Origin of the sequence: Paenibacillus xylanivorans, from assembly GCF_001280595.1 — a bacterium.
GTDB lineage: Bacteria > Bacillota > Bacilli > Paenibacillales > Paenibacillaceae > Paenibacillus > Paenibacillus xylanivorans.
In genome coordinates this window covers 21156-41030 of the sequence record NZ_LITU01000068.1, presented here as the reverse complement: position 1 = coordinate 41030, position 19875 = coordinate 21156, and the positions used below count along the sequence as shown (strand labels likewise).

The following is a 19875-nucleotide window of genomic DNA, read 5'->3' as shown; positions in this document are numbered from 1 at the left end:
TGTCTTAAAAAGTAGCAAAAAACCATTTTGAAAGCCCTTTCCAAAATCTATGATATACTACCATATGACTGGCATACCAATGGATAATAAGATATTCCACCCTGAAGTTTTCTTCACTTCACTTGCAAAGGAGATGTCATGATGTTTAATGTTCTTGTTGTTGACGATGAGTGCGTTCAAAGAGAAGGCATTAAGGATTTGATCTCTCATTACGGGTTTCCCTTTCAAGTATTGGAAGCCGAGAACGGCAAAGTAGCAGAGCGGATTCTGGTTCAAAACGCGATTGACATCCTCATCACTGACGTCAGAATGCCTCTGATGGACGGGCTGGAGCTTAGCAAACAAGCCCGAAAGACCCAGCAGAATGTAAAGATTGTCATCTGCAGTGGTTATGATGAATTCGAATATGCGCGCAGTGCGATTCGGCTGGGTGTGGTAAATTATTTACTCAAGCCACTGGTCAGGGAAGAATTTCTTCAGGTGATGGAGGATATCACGCAGATCCGTCCTTATGGCGGAGGTCCTGAACCGGAATCCATGGAATCGAAGGTCATCCGACAGGTGAAGGATTATGTGAAGGATAACCATCAGAGAGATATATCTTTGTCCGAGGCTGCTCACGATGTGTATTTGTCTCCGGGGTATTTGAGCATTTTATTTAAAAAAGAGACCGGGGAGAACTTCTCGAAATATTTATCTGATTACCGCTTGCAGCGCGCAAGCCATCTATTGGCTCACTCGAACATGAAAATCAATGATATTGCAGGGGCCGTTGGCATCGACAATCATTCTTATTTTGCCAAGCTGTTCAGAATCAAGTTCGGCGTCAGTCCGTTACAGTTCAGAGAGTGCGGGGTGCTTCATGATCGGATGGATCAAGAGCAAATTCAATGATATCAGGTTCCGTAACAAGCTGCTGCTGTCCCATCTGGTGATTGCACTCATTCCGATTCTTCTGCTTGGACTGCTCTCCTTCATTCAGTCCTACCGCATTCAGATGAAGGAGTTGCGGAGTGAAGCTGAAGCGAGTCTGGAGCAGGTGGCCAGCATTATGGATTATAAGATTAACCGGTACAATACGCTGAGTGAGTTCATGGTGCTTAATCGGGACTTATCGCAGATCTTTACGAAAGACTACGAGGAAAACTATTATAATATGTACCTGGATTTCCGGGACATTCTGGAACCTTTGATCTCGAACATCCGGTTGATGGACGATAATATTGAAGCCATTACCTTTTATACATCCGGGGAGCTATTGGGAATTCGCAATAATATTTTGCCTATTGGGGATCTCAAGAGCAAGCCATGGTATGACGGATTTCGGGGCAGACGCTGGATTGTGGATGGGGAGAAGCTTTATCTCGTTCAGGAACTGATCAGCAATCCGAAAGACAGCAACTTTATGGTAATCTCTATTCAGCATGATAGCATCTTTGCAGACCTGGACAATCTGTCGGAACATGTAGCCGTTCATATTGAGGACGCGAAGCAGCAAGTGATTTTCCAGAAAAACCACGATCGTGCTGCTGTGGCCACCGGGTCAAAAGGTGGGAGGGCTGGTGATCTGAGTCTAAGCCGCTCGCTCGCCAACAATGGCTGGACAATTCACTATAATCTGTTGAATACCAATGCGTATGCAAATGCAATGGGCATTTTTCAAATTACGCTGTTTGTCATCATCCTCAGCCTGATCATTACCTTCCTGCTCATTTATGTCATTTCCAATAACTTTACGCAACGAATTATCCATATCAAGAACAAGGTGGACAAGGTGGAGCGGAACAATCTGGATGTAATTATCCGAAGTTCATCCAGGGATGAATTCGGTGAGCTGACTAACGGTATCGGTAAAATGCTGAAAAGGATCAACAGCCTGATCTCCCAGGTGTATCACGCCGAAATTGCCAAGAAGGAAAGTGAGTATAACAAGTTGATTAGTCAGATTAACCCTCATTTTCTGTACAATACCCTCTCATTTATACGGTGGAGGGCCGAGAAAAAGGCGGATATCGAGACGAGTTATATGGTATCGGCATTAGCCCGTTTCTATAGAACAACACTAAACCAGGGAAGGCATATGGCTACGATCGAGGCTGAGATCCAGCATATTAAGGCATACCTTGATTTGCAGCTCATTATGAACGATGGCCGATTTGACGTGGATTACCATATCCATGACGAGGTATTACATACCGAGGTTATTCATTTTATTTTGCAGCCGATTGTGGAGAATGCCATCAAGCATGGTTTTGTGGAGACAGATGCAATCAATTATCGCATTCACATTGCGGTTAGCCGGGTAGAAGAGAGGATTAAATTAACTGTTCGTGACAACGGTGTAGGCATGACGCCAGTGCAGACGGCGCTTTTGCTAACCGGGGAGAACGGCGGATGTGGTGTTCGGAACGTGAATGACCGAATTAAGCTGTATTATGGGCGGGATTACGGGCTTGTGATTCATAGTGAACCGGGCAACGGAACGGAAGTGTCGATTGTCCTTCCTGCCTCATGAGTGTGTGGACGTATACTAAAAACATAGCGTTAGTACTAAAGCGGTTGCTGTGGCAACCGCTTGTTTTGTTCTTGTTAGGATCTTTTAATGCAGAGAATCGAAGTGAAATAGGAGGTCATAAAAAAAGTGATACATATCCGAAAAATGTGGCATATACGCCATTTTTGTAAACGCATACAATTTGGTTATCAATAGCAAATCAGATAAGGGGATGACAGGATGAACAAGCGCAGAACCATGGCTACGCTGCTGATTGGCAGCATGATGATGGCTATATTCAGCGGATGTACCGGGGGCAATAGTGAGAGCGCACAACCGCAAATTTCAGAACAGGACTATGAACCTTACGGTAAATATGAGACTCCCGTTGAATTTACGATTGGCCGGAATACCAATCATGTGAACAACCTGCCTTCCGGCGATACCATTGAAGACAATCTGGCTACACGCTATGTAGAGGACCGGGTGAACGTCACGGCCAAGGTTGCTTGGGAAACAGATGATATGGATCAGAAGCTGTCACTCTCGATGACTACAGGCGATCTGCCGGATGTAATGCTTGTCAGCCGCGAAATATTTAATCAATTGGTGGATAACGATCTCATTGCTGACATGACGGAGGTATACGAGAAGACAGCATCCGAGGGCGTTAAAAATATTTATGGCTCCTACGGAGACTTGCTGCTGAATCAGGTAAAGGTGGACGGCAAAATCATGGGTCTGCCCATGACGAATATCGGAAACCAGCACCAATTGCTGTGGGTCCGGAAGGACTGGGTGGATAAAGTGGGCGCGAAGCTGCCGGAAACTGTCGAGGATGTATGGAATCTCGCCAGAACGTTTGTGGAGAAGGACGTATCGGGAACAGGCAAGACAGTAGGCATGGTGATGGATTCCAATGCCATGAACTTTACACCAATCTTCGCTGCACACGGTGCCTTTCCAATGAACTGGATACAGAAAGACGGTCAGGTTGAATATGGGTCTGTTCAGCCAGAAGTGAAGCAAGCGCTGACAGAGCTGAGCACGATGTATAAAGAGGGCTTGATCGATAAACAGTTTGCTGTCCGGTCGAATGAAGAGAAGGAAGCCCTCGTCATCAACGGACAGGCCGGAATGCTGTTTAACCCATGGTGGATCGGCTACACCAACTACAAGGATTCCATTAAGCAAGATCCTGAAGCAGTCTGGGTTGCCATATCTGCACCTGTGGATGAGAATGGCAAGTTCAAGACGATTCGGCAGGATCCGGTGGGCGGTGGTATCGTCGTTGTGAAGAAGGATTTTGCGCATCCTGAAGCGATTATGAAATCAGTTAATTTAACAACGGATTTCCTGTATTCCTTAACGGAGGACGCGATCAATTACAAGAATGAGCATCCCGACGAGTTGCTGACCGATGCAAGCCGGTGGAACAATGATCCTACCCAAATTCCAATGCAAGTGGATTATGACGATGTGCTGAAGCGTTATTACGATGATCTGATCAAGGCGGATAAGGCCGGAGATGCTTCCGCTGTTCAGGAAGATCGAGTGGTTTCTTTCAAAGCCTATCAAGAGTTCAAAGAGAAAGGGAATGCGATCGATGCAAACACCTACGGTGAATACCTCTCCCGGATCGAGGGACAGCGTGAGGCGAACAACCCGAATTTGGAAGTGATCCCAGCAGGCTTCTATGGAACAACCGAGACGATGAAGCTGAAGTGGGCGAATCTGCAGAAGCTCGAAGAGGAAACTATGCTCAAGATCATTATGGGGGAAGCCCCTGTAGATGAATTCGATAAGTTTGTCGACACTTGGAAGCGTACGGGTGGCGATGAGATTACAGAAGAAGTCAACGAGATGAGCAACAGATGACGATTGCGTGAGCTTAGGTGCGGAAGCCTGATAGTGGACTTCCGCACGGGCTTTCGCCGATAAAGCCTGTCCAATTAGGCATGATGGAGGTGGAAAGGACAATGGCGCAAATGGAAACAACCGTTAATCAAGAGCGGGAAGTGCGTTACCGGAGGAAAAAGAAACGAAAAGCCTTTGACGAAATGACCTATCATTTTATGCTGCTGCCAGGCATGATCATGCTGTTCATTTTCTCTATAGTGCCGATGTTCGGGGTTGTGATGGCATTCCAAAAGTTCATTCCCGCCAAAGGTATATTCGGGTCCAAGTGGGCAGGGCTTTCCAATTTCACTTATATGTTTCAACTGCCGGATGCGAAGCAGATCTTTGTGAATACGTTGGTTATCGCAGTCGGGAAGATTGTTCTAGGGTTAATTGTACCCATCGTATTCGCGCTGCTACTTAATGAGGTGCGTCTGAAGGCTTTCAAAAGCACGATTCAAACCGTTGTCTATTTGCCGCATTTTATGTCCTGGGTTGTTCTGGGCACGATGCTAACCATGATTTTTTCCTTCGATGGCATGGTAAACAACTTCCTCGAGTTTTTCGGTCTGGAGCGGATTATGTTTCTGGCGAGCAATGACTGGTTCAGGCCGCTGCTCATTGTAACCGATACGTGGAAGGAATTTGGCTACGGGACTATTGTCTATTTGGCTGCATTAACGGCGATCAACCCCGCATTGTACGAATCCGCTGCAATGGACGGCGCAAGTCGCTGGAAGCAAACGTTGAATATCACATTGCCAGGTATGTTCCCGACGATTATCCTGCTGGGCACGCTAAGTCTTGGCAATGTACTGAATGCAGGCTTTGATCAAGTGTTTAACCTGTATAATCCGCTGGTATATGAAACAGGCGATATTATTGATACTTTTGTGTATCGTATGGGTCTGATCAACATGCAATATTCATTTGCAACAGCAATTGGACTGATGAAATCGGTTATCAGCTTTGTTCTGATCGTAATTTCCTACAGGCTGGCTTCGAGGTATGCGGGGTACAGAATTTTCTAGGAGGGTTAGCATGATTCAATCCAAATCGCTCGGCTCCAGGCTATCCCGCCTGTTGATTATGTTTGCATTGATCTTGATTACGTTCATGTCCCTGGCTCCGATCGTCAATACCATTATGGTGTCCGTCAGCAGTAGCACGGCTGTTAATGCAGGCCGGGTTTACTTTTTTCCAGTGGAGCTGAATTTCTCATCGTATGGGCAGATTCTGAATGATACGAAGTTTTGGAAAGCTTTTCTCATTTCCGTCGAGCGGGTAGTGCTTGGGGGAGCAATCAACATGATTTTGACCATCCTGATGGCTTACCCATTATCACGAAGTGTCACTCAATTCAGATCGAGAAACACATATATGTGGATTATTGTGTTTACGATGCTTTTCAGCGGTGGAATCGTTCCCTGGTATATGGTGATCAGCAATCTGGGGTTAATCAACAGCATCTGGGCGCTGGTTCTGCCGGGGGCAGTTCCTGTCTTTAATGTGATTCTCCTGATGAACTTCTTCAAGGGGATTCCAAAGGAGCTGGAGGAGGCCGCATTCATTGACGGTGCCAGTCCGCTTAAAATTCTGCTCAACATCTTCATTCCCATCTCCATGCCGAGTCTGGCAACCATTATGCTGTTCGTCATTGTTGGGCACTGGAACAATTTCTTTGACGGCATCATTCTAATCAATGACAGCTCCAAAATACCGCTTCAGACCTATCTGCAGCGGCTCAGCCTCACACGTGATCAGATGCAGAATCTTTCGGTCGAACAGCTGCAGCAGTTTAACAAAATCTCCAATACAACGCTGAATTCTGCCAAAATTCTGGTATCCATGATTCCCATTCTGCTGATTTATCCTTTTCTCCAGCGTTATTTAATCCACGGCATCGTTCTGGGGGCTGTGAAGGAATAGCTCGGGCTGTCAGCATCATTAGCCGTCCTGCTTGGGAATTCGAAAGGGGGTGAAGGAACACCGCGTTACGGGAGAGGGACAATCTGAGCTGGAGCGCGAGTGATTGTCCCTGTTTTACGAGTGAACCGTTCTTTATACGTCGACTGGAGAAGGGAATGGATCTGATGAGCAAAAGGAAAATAGTGAGCCTTACGTTGGTGCTCAGTCTTATTCTGGTCACCACCATAGGGGCAACAAGCGGCGGCAAGAATCGCTATGCCGATCAGGCACAGTGGTCGCAAGAGAAGCTGCATGAATACTACTGGAACGATGCATCAAAAATGATGAATAATGCTTATCCATCAACGCCTGAAGGGGACCATGCCTTGAATTACTGGTGGAAGGCTCATGCGGTCGATGCATTGGTGGACGGTTACGAACGTACAGGAGATAAGGCGTACACGGAGCGTGCAGAAGAACTTGTTCGCAGTATCATTGCACGCAACGACTCACTTTACAATGAATTCTACGATGATATGGAATGGCTCGCACTCGCCGGGCTTCGCCTGTATGATGCAACAGGCAGTGAAGAGATGAAAGGATACGTTCTGGAGTTGTGGGATGACATCAAGACCGCCTGGTGGGAAGATGAGCTTGGCGGTATGGCTTGGAAAAAGGATCAGCGTGATAATCGAAATGCGTGCTCCAACGGTCCTGCCGCCATCTTGGCTGCAAGGCTGTATGAACGTTTTGGAGATGCTGGGGATCTGGAATGGGCCAAGAAAATATACGATTGGGAGAAACAATATCTGGTTAATCCGCAAACGGGCCTGGTAGCGGATGGTTTGGTGCTGCGGGAGGATGGCACACTGGATGTGAATGAAGCATGGATATTCACGTATAATCAAGGCACGTTTATCGGAGCGGGGGTGGAGCTCCATCGAATAACGGGGGAGAAGGCGTATTTGAATGATGCCGAGAAAACGGCAGCCGGTTCTTTGAAGATCTTAACGGATGAGAAGACGGGCATATTTAAAGAGGACGGCGACGGGGATGGTGCTTTGTTCAAAGGCATATTGATTCGCTATATGGTTGAGTTGTATGAAACCGGGCATAACAAGAGCCTGAAAAAGGCGATTTACCGCAATGCCGACGCCCTGCTGAAGGGCAGCCGGGATACCGGTTTATTCGGTCAGGCTTGGGGCAAACCCGCCCAGAACCCGCTCGACCTTACCGCTCAGCTCAGCGGAGTATTTCTGCTGGAAGGAGCTGCAAAACTGGAGGCAGGCAAAGTGGATAAGCCAGATAAGCCAGATAAATCAGGTAAACCAGTGAAGAAGTAGCTGTTTGAAATTGAGGATCGTCAACGGTATAACAATCGTTAGAAGTCAGCGTCAGCAGCGTATAATCTTTCAGAGAGATAGAATATACGCTGCTGACTTATGATATCTGTAATTGCACCCGGCTCCACCATAAGAAAAAGCATCGTACCCGACATCTCGGGGTTACGATGCTTTTATGCGTATGCACATTCGCTGTAAGTATCGTTATTACTTGCTAGCAGGCAAGTGGTAACTTTCTCGTATTAAGGAGAAATAGTCATCTGCACGAACAACCTTGAATTCCGATCCGAGTTCTTCCGTGATCGCCAGGGCATCGGATGGGGTCGTGCTCCATGCAAGCAATCCAAGAGAAACGAACAACGGGGACTTGCCGTCCCAATTCGCTTTTGCGTCATTTAGCACCTGTAATCCGTCCTGCACGGTACTTATCCCACGAATCGTGGATATCGGCAGACTGTCGCCAACAATCTCAACACCATAGTTATCTTCATAGCTAATGAATAAACCGGGTGCCTTATAATCCTTCTCATAAGCGCTTGCTTTAAATGGCGTGAGAGGTACATTCTCGCTGTCTACACGATTCAAAACATAAGGGATCGTCATGCCTGTCTTTTTCATATACTTTTCGGTCTGCTGCAAAAATTGCCGGAAGCTTGAGTCCGGCCATGCCCCCGGATAGAAGTATCCTGCACCGGATGGTCCTGCGATCAGCAGATCATTCGGTGTTGCGGTGTTCACATAATAATTCAGGATCGCAGGTGCACCCTCGTAGAGAAGCGGGCTCGAAGTCCAGTTGATCGGAACCTTACCCCTGGCTGGATCATCCCACATCACACGCATGCGATGCTGGTTATACTGAAAATTATCCCCTTCCGTAAAGGTATACGTTACATAGATTTTGTTCTCCAGCGCAGGTCGCGCAGATTTTTTCACCGGGGTGAACTTCGGCTCGGTTCCCGAGAAAACGGTCAGATTACTGAACCAGTCGGCAGCGAGAACGTAGACACCATAACGTGAAGCAATCTCAACGGAGCTAAACTCACCCTCAACATCATTGCTAAACCAGCCGAGGTAGGGAGTTCCCGGTTTTACGTCAGACATGATCTTCTCGAAGAGCGCTTTTTGCTCAGGCACATTGGAATCCAGCCAGAACACCATCGCTTTATTGGCGACAGCATAATCTCTTAAATAGGCATAGGGCTCCCGTTGCTCAGCAGAGAGTGGACGGATATTACCCGCTGATACTTTGTACTGGTTCCACATATCCACCTCAGCCGTCAGGTTCTGAGTTCCCGCAGGTGGACTGAATTCATATACAAAATAGTTGCCATTATCAGCGAAACGGTGGCCGCCTTGACCTTCACTAACCTTGGAATTCTGTCTGTCGTAAAGAAATGATTCTTCTTCAGGTGTTCCTACGACAAATTTTGCAATCTGTTCTCCATCAGCCTTGACAGTAATCTCATGCACAGCTGGTCCCCAGCCATCCTGAGTGAAGGCGTCATCAAATCGCAAATATACCGAAGTTTCCCCCAGGAGTGAAGAGAGGTCCAGGGAATACGTATCACGGTTGCTTGCATCCCGGATCTGCTGTTTTTCCTCCGCAATCGTAACAAATGATTCTGGCATCCCGGAAGGGATGCGAATCGCTGTATCCGGATCAAGTCCGACTAACATCTGATGAGTCGTTTTCTTCCACAGATTCTCATATTGCCAGGTATAAGCATCCATCCGACTATTGAATTTACCCCGCAGATCATCAATTATCTTCAATTTGTATGGCGCTTTGGACAATTTGACTGCCAGCTCAGGACTGGCAACAACAGCATTCTTCAGTCCTGCGAGCGTGGTTGCAACATTGATCGTATCAGGTACTTCGGGATCATATACGATCATGCCTTTGACCTCGCTGCGATAAGCAGAGAACACCTCCCAATAATCTTGATGAAGAGTGTAAGGCACGTTGATATCTTTAAGCCAGGTCAATTTCCCTTCTTCCTGGGATTCGATGAGATAGATTCGGGGTTGTTCCCTGTTAACGATTCCCTGCAAAGTTCCCAGCAACAATTTGATGTCACCTGGCGCATCATAGATGTCGGCTGCATCCAAATGCTTCGGCTTTTTGAAACTTGGCAGTTCACGGTGTTTGGAGCCATCAGGTTTTGCTGTTTGTACATCTGTTTCCGAAGCGGAAGCTGCACCGGCGGTTAATGAGAAAGCACAGAGGAAGGCTAAACAGAGAATCGTGAATCTACGAGCCATGGCGGATTCACTCCTTGTTATAGTCAGTAATTAGAGCGTGTGCCTCCGTAATACCCATCCTCCTTTTGCGGCCGAAAGCTGATCAACACATCTCTATCCAACACATATTAAATATATTCATATATAATTTTACAAGGGGTTCGACAAAAGTTCCCATCATTCCTGGAAATTAGGCAATTTAAATGCGATGATACTAGGGGGATGATCTTTGCAACTGCAGATAAGCTTAGCTTGTTTATTGCACTTGCATGTGAAAGGATATATTATATATCTCAAATATTATGAATGAATTGGTGATGTGATCAAAATGAGTACAAATGATCGAATTCCGTTGTATCAACAAATTCAGGACTATATCAGACATATCATAACATCAGAAAATATGAAACCCGGTGATCGCATACCGACAGAGAAGGAACTGATGGATCAGTTTCAGGTCAGTAAAATTACGGTTGCCAATGCGTTGACCGGATTAGCAAATGAAAAGTTAATTGCGCGTGTGCCGGGGAAAGGCAGTTTTGTAGCAGAAGAAGCGGATAGCGCTTCGATATTATCGCAAGCAACCACGCTGAAAGGCAGAGAAGGTATACTTTCTAATGGAATGGTTGGCATCATTATGCCTTCAATTCATGATTATTTTGCCATCCGGCTCGTTGAGGGAATTGAGCAAGCACTGCGCGAGGAAGGATATCGCAGCATGATCATGTTTACTCATGGCAAGCTGGATAAAGAGAAAGACGTCATCAAGGAGATGAAGGCACTTGGGGCAGAGGGTCTGTTAATTTTTCCTGTCGATGAAGAGAACTACAACGAGGAGATCCTCGGCATGAAGCTCTCGGGTTTTCCTTTTGTACTGATGGATCGTTATTTGCCCGGGGTCGAGACACATTATATTGCGGCAGATGGTAGACGGGGCACGAGGCTGGCTGTAGAGCATCTATGGGAGCTTGGACACCGGGATATCGCTATTTGCTCGGATTCTCCCCTTCAGACGGTCACGGTTCAGGAGCGCATCGAAGGTTATATTGAGGCTTTAAAGGGCAAAGGCGCGTTAATCAATCCTGCTCATATGATTACGGATTTCCAACCGTTAAGTGAACTTAAGGAAGCGGAGGCCCACCCCTTGTATCGATATATCCAAAATCGAATGGTCACAGCCTATGTTTCGCTTAACGGCAGGTTGGGTGTGCAAATCTACCAAATGGCCAAGCAAGCAGGGCTTCGAGTGCCTGAAGATGTATCGATTGTAAGCTTCGATGATCCCACCTCGATCGTGGAGGAATTCAGTATATTTACCCATGTTAAGCAGTTTGAGCGGGATATGGGATACCAGGCGGCTGTTAAATTACTTGAAGTATTGCGTGGTCAAGGGGAAGCGAAAAGTTATAGCAAAATGCTGATTGAACCCGAGCTGGTCGTACGTCAAACCACCGGAACGGTTCCTCAAGCTTAATTTTCACAAGAAAAGAAAACCTTTTCCGTAGAGAAGCGGAGAAGGTTTTTTTATGTTTGTATAAAAACATATTAAATATATTCATATCAAATATTATAGTTTAGAAAATCATGGATAGTCATACATTGCAACCCAAATCAAAGACAAGCTTGGGGAGGTTAAGAAGATGGCACGTGATCGAAAGGAAGAGCGTACCGGATTTCAAGAATCCGCTCCTTATCATGCCGACTATGATCTGCAGACTGACTTTGTAATGGTTTACGGGATTGACGAGTCGATGCAGGAACGCATTCAGAAGTGGAAAGAAAAAGGGTATATCGTTCATCTAATGACAGGAGTTGCCTGGGGGACCTACAACAACTATCTCGATGGCGAGATTGATGGCGAAACGCATTGGGATGAAGCTCAAACGGACCGTCAGGGGAACATGATTCTTCATGGGGACAAACCGGTTATTCCATACATGGTGCCTACCATTTCCTTTGGCCATTATATAGCGGAGCGAATACGTCTCGCTGTTGACGCCGGTGTAGAGGCCATCCATCTGGAGGAACCTGAATTCTGGGTAAACGGAGGCTATTCGGAAGCTTTTAAACGGGAATGGCGGCTGTATTACAAAGAACACTGGATTCCACCACATGCTTCGCCAGATGCACAATTTCGAGCTTCCAAATTAAAATCGTATTTATATACACGCGTCCTGGACCGATTATGTGCTGAGATGAAGGACTACGCGTTAAAACGTTATGGTCGTGTCCTTCGCTTTTATGTTCCGACCCATAGTCTGATTAATTACACACAGTGGCGAATTGTCAGTCCACAATCTCAGCTCTTAGAGCTGCCTTCCATCGACGGGTACATTGCACAGATCTGGACCGGGACATCCCGAACCCCCAATGTGTATGAAGGGAAGCGTAAGGAACGCACATTTGAAACCGCTTACCTTGAATATGGCGTAATGCAAGAACTGGTTCGTGGTACGGACAGACGAATGTGGTTCTTGCATGATCCGATCGAAGATAACCCGAATTATACCTGGGCCGATTACCGACAGAACTATTTAAAGACTGTAGTTGCCTCACTCTTGCACCCCGGGGTCGCCCATTATGAAGTCTCACCTTGGCCTCGACGAATCCTTCAAGGTACTTACCCATCCGAGGACGGCTCTGGCAAGGAGCAAATTCCGTCAGACTATGCCACAACGTTGCTTCAAGTCATGCACACCCTTGGTAACATGGATCAGGATGTGGTTGAAACAGCAGAGGAACCATTACAAGTTGGCGTTTTTATTGCAGACTCAGCGATGTTTCAACGAATGAAGCCAGACCCCAATGCACCCCATGCCGGTAAATACGATGGCACAGACCCAGAAGGATTCCAAGAGGATGGCGATACCGAGATGCTTGATTTCTCTCCTTTTTATGGACTTACACTGCCTTTATTGAAACACGGTATTTCCGTGAGACCACTTCAACTGGATAATGTAAGGCGATATCCGGGTTACTTGGCAAGTTATCGTGTGCTCATACTAAGCTATGAATTCATCAAACCGGAGTATCCGGACATTCATTATGCCCTTGCACAGTGGGTACAGGATGGCGGAGCGTTAATCTACGTTGGCGACGACAGCGATCCGTATCATAATATTCGTGCATGGTGGAACCCTGACCGCAAGGAAGGGCAGTCAGATCCGGCGTATAACTCTCCTCGAGCACATTTGTTTGAGCAGCTAGGTCTGAAAGATAAGAGGGAAGGGATCAATAAGGTTGGAAAAGGGATAGTTTGCTGGCTGAATGAACATCCGGCTGACTTCACTTTATCCAAGGCAGGGGCGGATCGGTTGCGCCAATCCGTTAAAGAAACGCTGGAGACCCTTCACGGACCGGAACTACAGTGGAAATCGAAGCCATATTTCAAAATTAGACGAGGTCCTTATCTAATCGTATCGGTTCTGGATGAGTCGGTCAGCGAAGAGCGGGTGATTATTCCAGGTCCGATGGTGGATTTGTTTGATTCAGAGCTCTCCGTTCTGAGTCAGGTGGCTCTAAAACCGGGAGAGCAAGCCCTGCTTTACGATATTAAAGCGGGTCGTCCAACTGATGGAAAAATATCTGTCATTGCTGCTTCCTCCCGAATAGAAGGTCTGTCAGAGTCTGCCACAGGTTTTCGATTTGTTGCGAAAGGTCCTGCCAACATGAAGGCAACGGCGAGGCTGTACTGCAAGGTCAGACCATTATCTGCCCAATATGTCGTTCAAGAGCGGACGGTACCCGTTGTGTGGGAATGGAACCCAGATTCGAAGACTGTGCTTCTTCAGTACGAACATGGTGACGAGAACAAGGCAGAGGTTTCTGTACGCTGGACTTCCTAATTTTTATAAAACCTGATTGATGTAACAGAGAGGAGTACACTAGCATGCCATACGAACCGATAAGGCCTGAACGGTTAAAACAGATGTTAAACAAACTTCGGGAAGCCATATATGAGCCGATTGCCGAGTTGGAAGTGACGGCATGGGTTACCCCAGAGCCCGTATCATACGAAGAACGGATGTCCGGTACGAAAGTGACCCTCACGCAAGGAGAACAATGGGGGGATTTATGGGACTGTGCCTGGTTCCATTTTGCAGGCCGTCTTCAGGCAGGCGAACGACATCAGAATGCGGTCCTCTTGTTGGATGTCAGCGGTGAGCTGTGTCTGGTTGACCACGAAGGCTCACCGATACAGGGATTGACTACCATTAACTCTGAGTTTGATTTTTCATTAGGTCTCCCTGGTAAACGAGTTGTGCAGCTCCATGAGATGTTTGTGAACGGACAGGAAATTGAAGTGTGGGCAGATGCAGGCAATAACGATCTGTTCGGTAAGTATCGGGGAGGAACATTGAAAGAGGCCGTCATCGCCTACTGCCGGGAGGATATTCGGGTTCTCTATTATGATACCGAGGTGCTTTTGGAAACGGCAGAGCAGCTCCCTGACGGATCCGCTCGTAAGGAGAGAATTTTTCAGACGCTCTATGACATTTCATTGCAGCTGACAGAATTTTCGGAAGATCATGTCGAGCAAGCGAAGAAACGACTGGATAGACAGCTGATCATGCAGGGAGGAGATCCGGTTTTAACCCTAAGCGCTGTCGGTCATGCCCATATTGATTTGGCCTGGTTATGGCCGATCCGTGAGACGATCCGGAAAGGAGCTAGAACGTTCTCAACAGTGCTCCGCATGATGGAGCGTTATCCCGATTATGTGTTCGGAGCGAGCCAACCGCAGCTATACGATTGGATGAAGCAGCATTATCCCAAGCTGTATGATCAGATCAAGGAACGGGTACATGAAGGCAGGTGGGAACCGCAGGGCGCCATGTGGGTAGAGTCGGATACCAATGTGCCTGGCGGTGAATCACTCGTACGCCAGATTCTGTATGGTAAGCGTTATTTCCAGCAGGAATTTGGCCTGGAAATGAAATCGCTCTGGATGCCCGATGTATTCGGCTACTCGGCAAGTTTACCCCAGTTGTTAAAGAAATCCGGTGTGGATTACATGATGACCCAGAAGCTCTCCTGGAGTGAGTATAACCGACATCCCCATCATTCCTTTCTGTGGGAGGGGATTGATGGTTCAGCAGTATTAACACATATGCCACCGGAAGATACCTACAACAGTCCGGCAGCTCCGCGTTCGATCGTCAAAGCTGAGCGGGAATACCTGGACAAAAATGTATCCAGCCATGCACTGATGCTCTTTGGTATAGGAGATGGGGGCGGTGGGCCAGGTGAGGAACATTTGGAGCGGCTGGCACGGGAGAAAAACCTGCTTGGCTTGTCCCCTGTCATACAGGAACCTTCGTGGAAATTTTTCGAACGGCTGAATGAAGAACGTGAACGATTCCAGACATGGCGCGGTGAGCTTTACCTGGAGAAGCATCAAGGAACCCTGACCAGTCAGGCCCGAAGCAAGCGGTATAACCGCAAGATGGAGAAGGCGCTGCGCGAGTTGGAGTTCGCCTCAGTACTTGGGGCTGCACAGCTAGGCAAGTCTTATCCGTCCGAGACACTGGAAACGATATGGAAGGAAGTCCTCCTGTATCAATTTCACGACATCCTTCCTGGATCTTCAATCAAGCGAGTGTACGATGAGTCACTCATACGATACGAAGAACTTTTGGAGCAGACAGAAAAAATGATTAACGAAACCTACAGCCATTTAGCAGATCAGATCTCATCAAGTGTTGATACCTCATCCGCTTCCTCCATGGTGATATTCAATTCATTACCTTGGGAGCGGCAGGAGTGGCTTCACACGAATGGAAGATGGCGCAAAATTCAGGTTCCATCCATGGGATATACCGTGATAGCTGATCATGTGGACCAGGGTGCCATAGATGAAATCGCATCCTCCACTGAGGTGGTTCCGGGAATAAGGGATTCGGGATTGCAGGTTTCTGCTGACGAGCGCTTCGTGGAGAATGACACCTTCATCGTGAGGTTTGATCCGAACGGAGCCATCATTTCCATCCAAGATAAGTCAGAAGCTCGTGAAGTCATTCCGCAAGGTCATCCGGGAAATGCACTTCGTGTGTATCCCGACGAAGGAGATGCTTGGGATTTCAGTCATGACTATTCAGTGCATACAGGTATGCCATTAACGCTTCATAACATTCGTGAGCTTCGTGATGGTCCCAAAATCGGGCTGGTCTTCGAATATAACTATGGAGAATCATCTCTGATCCAGACTGTCGTTATGACAGAAGGAAGCAGACGCATTGATTTCGAGACGACCGTGGATTGGAGAGAGAACGGGAAAATGCTTCGTACTTCATTCCCGGTGAATATCCGTACAGACCAGGTTCACTGTGAGATCCAATTTGGCAGTTTGACCAGACCGACCCATCGGAATACCATGTGGGACTTCGCCAAGGATGAGATATGTGCTCATCAGTGGATTGACCTATCTGAGCCGGATTATGGAGTCGCCCTGCTTAATGATTGTAAATATGGGCATAGAGCCATCGATAACGTGCTTGATCTGAATTTGCTGCGCAGCAGTTCGTATCCTGATCCGGAAGCGGATCGTGCGGATCATACGTTCACCTACTCGCTATTTCCGCACCAAGGCAATCATGTTCAGGCTGAAATCTATCGCAAAGGGAATGAACTGAACATCCCGCTTCGTGCGGTTTACTTATCATCTGTATCTGCTAAGCATAACGGTAAGCTCCCGTATTCCAAAGCATTTCTTCAGCCAGATCATCCGCACATCATGGTGGAATCCGTCAAAAAAGCCGAAGAAGGTGACGACATCATCGTCCGTCTGTATGAAACTTCGGGAACCCATGCCAGCACGGCATTACACCTTGGATTCCAGGTAGAAGAGGCTTGGACGACGGATCTTATGGAAAATATCATTTCACCAGTTGCAATTACAGAAGCATCCGAAATCGTTCTGTCCTTCACGCCATTTGAAATTATTACGGTACGATTGAAGATAAGACAGGTATAGCTGGGGCGGTTCTCCGTCCCTTATAAGAAAGGAGAGGTGGGAATGTGATCAAGACACGAGAGAGCAACAATCGATTGATGAAGCGAATTTGGCAGCATAAGCTCTTTTATTTGTTCATGTTGCCCGGCATCGTCTGGTTTTTCCTGTTCTCCTATGTACCGCTATATGGAATCCAGGTTGCTTTCAGGGATTACAACTTCGTTGGCGGTTTCACCGGAAGTCCTTGGGCAGGCCTCAAGTACTTCGAACAGTTCTTCAATTATTACCAATCCGGCGACATCATCCGTAACACGATCATCATCAGTCTCATGAAACTGCTGATCGGCTTTCCGATGCCGATTGTTCTTGCACTCCTGTTAAATGAAATCAGAATGATCAAATTCAAAAAAACGGTTCAAACCCTTTCCTACTTGCCTTATTTCGTATCATGGATCGTTGTGGTCACCCTGATGCAAAGGCTTTTAACGCCTTACGGCGGTCCAGTCAATGACTTGTTGGGGTCGTTCGGAGCAGAGTCGATTCAGTTCCTGAACAATCCAACGTGGTTCTATCAGATGATCATCGGATCGGACATCTGGAAGAACATCGGTTGGAATTCCATCATCTTTATGGCCGCCATTGCGGGTATCGATCAGCAGCTCTACGAAGCTGCCAAGATGGATGGGGCAGGACGCTTCAAGCAGATGTGGCACATATCGCTTCCGGGTATCCGCAATGTAGCCATCATATTATTCATTCTTGCCGTCGGCAGTCTGATGAGTGCGGGTTATGAACAACTGCTTCTCCTGAATGGACCAGCGACCGCAAGCCTGGGCAGTGTACTGGACGTGCATGCCATTAACTCCGGGATTCGAGAAGGGCGTCTCAGTTACGCTGCAGCTGTCGGACTATTCCAAAGTGTTATCGCACTCATTCTGGTTGTAACCGTCAATCGCATTGCCCGCAAAGTCAGTGATGTATCCCTGTTCTAAGGAGGTGACCTTATGGGACGAAAATGGTCCTTATTCTCGGTACTTAACTATACCTTTCTCGCTTTGGTTGGATTCTCCATGATCTACCCGTTTATTTACATTTTGGCTTATTCACTGAATGACGGTAAGGATTCGATGCAAGGGGCGATCTATTTTCTTCCCCGCCAATTCACGTTGGATAACTATGCCCAGGTATTCGATAACGCACGAATCTGGAAGGCATATCAAATTACGATTATGCGAACCGTGCTGGGTACCTTCCTCCACGTTGTGTTGTGTACACTCATGGCCTATGCACTTTCCAAAAAAACATTGCCAGGTCGCTCCTTTTTCACCTTTTACATCTTTTTGCCCACGATTTTCAGTGCGGGATTCATTCCGTTCTTCATTACACTCCAAAAGCTGCATCTGATCAATAGTTTCTGGGTGTACGTTTTGCCTATGTTGTTTAACTTCATGCACATCATCATTATTCGAACGTTTCTGCAAGGCATACCGGAAGAGCTGGAGGAATCCGCCCGTATTGACGGGTATGGAGATTTTCAAATCTTTGTGCGAATCATTCTGCCTCTCTCCGGACCGGTACTGGCAACCATCTCGCTTTTTATTGGGGTAGCCCACTGGAATGACTGGTTCTCGGGCGCTTATTACGTATCTAACAAAGATTTGATCCCGGTGCAGACCCTATTGCAAGAAATGCTGACAGAAGCAGAGGCGCTATCCAATTCGATGCAGCGTGCAGCACAGCAAGGTGGACAGACGGTTGGTGGTGTCGGCGGGGCAGGAGCAACTCCTGAATCACTTCGCATGGCATTGCTTGTCATTACGGTTTTTCCGATCTTATGTATATATCCGTTTCTGCAACGATATTTCGTGAAGGGGGTTATGATCGGTTCGGTTAAAGGGTAGATCATCCTGACCTGAAATTGCTAGAGCTTGATCGAGATCATATATTCAAGGAGGCGATTGGTTTGAACAGCATTTGGTCGAAAGGCGTATCCATATTGCTCGTGTCCATTATGGTTGGAGGTTTGCTGAGCGGCTGCACGGATTCTTCAGGGAACGGGGAAGGTGCAGAAGGGGAGAGCGGTAGTAAACTCAAAATATTGCACAATTGGAATGGCTCAGGCGGATCGGATAATGGAATGACACCTGTGGAGGAAGTGATCAAAGAGAAAACAGGCGTTACCCTGGAGTGGGAATATACGAAAGGCAGCGAGACGGAGAAAGTGAACCAGATTTTCGCTACACAGGATTTGCCGGATATCTACACCGGGCCTGCATGGGGAGGCGAGCTGGACGGGATCATCAAGGCTGCCAAAGAAGGACAGCTGGTCGATATATCCGATAAATTGGGAGATTATCCGAACCTGGCCAAATCCATTGCGAAAGAGAATGTGCCACCAGCACTATATGAAAAAGCGATAGATGCGTATGACGGTAAGAAATATTTACTCTTACAAAATCAGCCCGCGACGAACGAAGATGGTATGGATTGGCTGTATGGCTTCTATGTTCGCAAAGACATTGCCGAGAAAGTCGGCGTTGATCCACAGTCTGTCGTGACGAAGGAAGATTTCTATAATTTCCTTCAAAAAATCAAGGATGCCAATCTAAAGGAGAGCGGCCAACCCGTTTTTCCGCTGGGTGGCTTCAGTAACGGATGGTCCGTGGGCATCGGTAACACCATGTTCTATTCGGGAGCAGGCTATGTAGACAAAGGTGACGGAACGGTGGAACATAATTTTTTCACCAAAGGTTATGAAGAATACACACTGTTCTATCGTAAACTGGTTGAAGAAGGGCTGATGGACCCTGAAGCCTTTACCCAGACGGATCCCATCGCCAAGGAAAAAATCAATCAAGGACGCATTGCCATCCTAGCTGCACATTATCCGGCCATTTTGGATGCCTCCAAAGAATATGTTACCTCACATCCTGGAAGCGATTACATCCCGGTTGGACCATTAGAGCGGGCAGATGTTGACCCGAGCCGGCCTGTGGATCTTGGTATTCAAGGGAACAACGTAACGGCTATCACCAATA

Annotated in this window: 13 protein-coding genes; 12 read left to right on the top strand and 1 reads right to left on the bottom strand. The window is 47.2% G+C overall.

All coding sequences use genetic code 11. The annotated features are described in order from the left end of the window. The first annotated feature begins 138 nt into the window (after positions 1 to 138). From AMS66_RS18700 to AMS66_RS18675, 6 genes are all read left to right on the top strand, one after another. Entirely contained in the window at positions 139 to 894 is a 756-nt protein-coding gene (locus AMS66_RS18700) for a response regulator transcription factor (RefSeq protein WP_053782238.1), read from the top strand. After that, complete coding sequence (locus tag AMS66_RS18695; RefSeq protein ID WP_053782237.1) at positions 863 to 2515, top strand: sensor histidine kinase; 1653 nt, start codon at positions 863 to 865, stop codon at positions 2513 to 2515. The genes AMS66_RS18700 and AMS66_RS18695 overlap by 32 nt, the downstream gene beginning before the upstream one ends. A gap of 219 nt (positions 2516 to 2734) precedes the next feature. Beyond that, positions 2735 to 4372 (top strand): extracellular solute-binding protein, encoded by a 1638-nt coding sequence (locus AMS66_RS18690; protein ID WP_053782236.1) that lies wholly within the window; start codon positions 2735 to 2737, stop codon positions 4370 to 4372. Between the two features lie 110 nt (positions 4373 to 4482). Next, positions 4483 to 5424, top strand: coding sequence for an ABC transporter permease (locus tag AMS66_RS18685; RefSeq protein ID WP_053782404.1), 942 nt, complete (start codon positions 4483 to 4485; stop codon positions 5422 to 5424). 10 nt (positions 5425 to 5434) lie between these two features. Continuing rightward, a complete protein-coding gene (locus AMS66_RS18680) occupies positions 5435 to 6322 on the top strand; it encodes a carbohydrate ABC transporter permease (protein WP_053782235.1) in 888 nt (295 codons plus the stop codon). Between the two features lie 182 nt (positions 6323 to 6504). Continuing rightward, positions 6505 to 7644, top strand: coding sequence for a glycoside hydrolase family 76 protein (locus AMS66_RS18675; protein WP_201782196.1), 1140 nt, complete (start codon positions 6505 to 6507; stop codon positions 7642 to 7644). A gap of 207 nt (positions 7645 to 7851) precedes the next feature. Here AMS66_RS18675 and AMS66_RS18670 read toward each other — a convergent pair whose 3' ends face one another. After that, positions 7852 to 9906, bottom strand: coding sequence for a GxGYxYP domain-containing protein (locus AMS66_RS18670; protein ID WP_053782233.1), 2055 nt, complete (start codon positions 9904 to 9906; stop codon positions 7852 to 7854). Between the two features lie 307 nt (positions 9907 to 10213). Here AMS66_RS18670 and AMS66_RS18665 point away from each other — a divergent pair, with 307 nt between their 5' ends. The 6 genes from AMS66_RS18665 to AMS66_RS33920 all read left to right on the top strand — a co-directional run. Further along, complete coding sequence (locus tag AMS66_RS18665) at positions 10214 to 11359, top strand: GntR family transcriptional regulator (RefSeq protein ID WP_053782232.1); 1146 nt, start codon at positions 10214 to 10216, stop codon at positions 11357 to 11359. Between the two features lie 166 nt (positions 11360 to 11525). Next, on the top strand, positions 11526 to 13730 hold the full coding sequence (locus AMS66_RS18660; protein ID WP_053782231.1) for a hypothetical protein: 2205 nt from the start codon (positions 11526 to 11528) through the stop codon (positions 13728 to 13730). A 44-nt stretch (positions 13731 to 13774) separates the two neighbouring features. Then, positions 13775 to 16858 carry an alpha-mannosidase gene (locus tag AMS66_RS18655; RefSeq protein ID WP_053782230.1) on the top strand — a complete coding sequence of 1028 codons (3084 nt, stop codon included), beginning with the start codon at positions 13775 to 13777 and terminating at the stop codon, positions 16856 to 16858. A gap of 44 nt (positions 16859 to 16902) precedes the next feature. Then, positions 16903 to 17829: an ABC transporter permease gene (locus AMS66_RS18650; protein WP_053782229.1), complete on the top strand. Its 927-nt coding sequence runs from the start codon at positions 16903 to 16905 to the stop codon at positions 17827 to 17829. Between the two features lie 12 nt (positions 17830 to 17841). Beyond that, positions 17842 to 18738, top strand: a complete 897-nt coding sequence (locus tag AMS66_RS18645; RefSeq protein ID WP_053782228.1) for a carbohydrate ABC transporter permease — start codon at positions 17842 to 17844, stop codon at positions 18736 to 18738. A gap of 62 nt (positions 18739 to 18800) precedes the next feature. Further along, positions 18801 to 19875 (top strand): extracellular solute-binding protein (locus AMS66_RS33920; RefSeq protein WP_330219332.1); only part of this gene is annotated, 1075 nt, incomplete at its 3' end.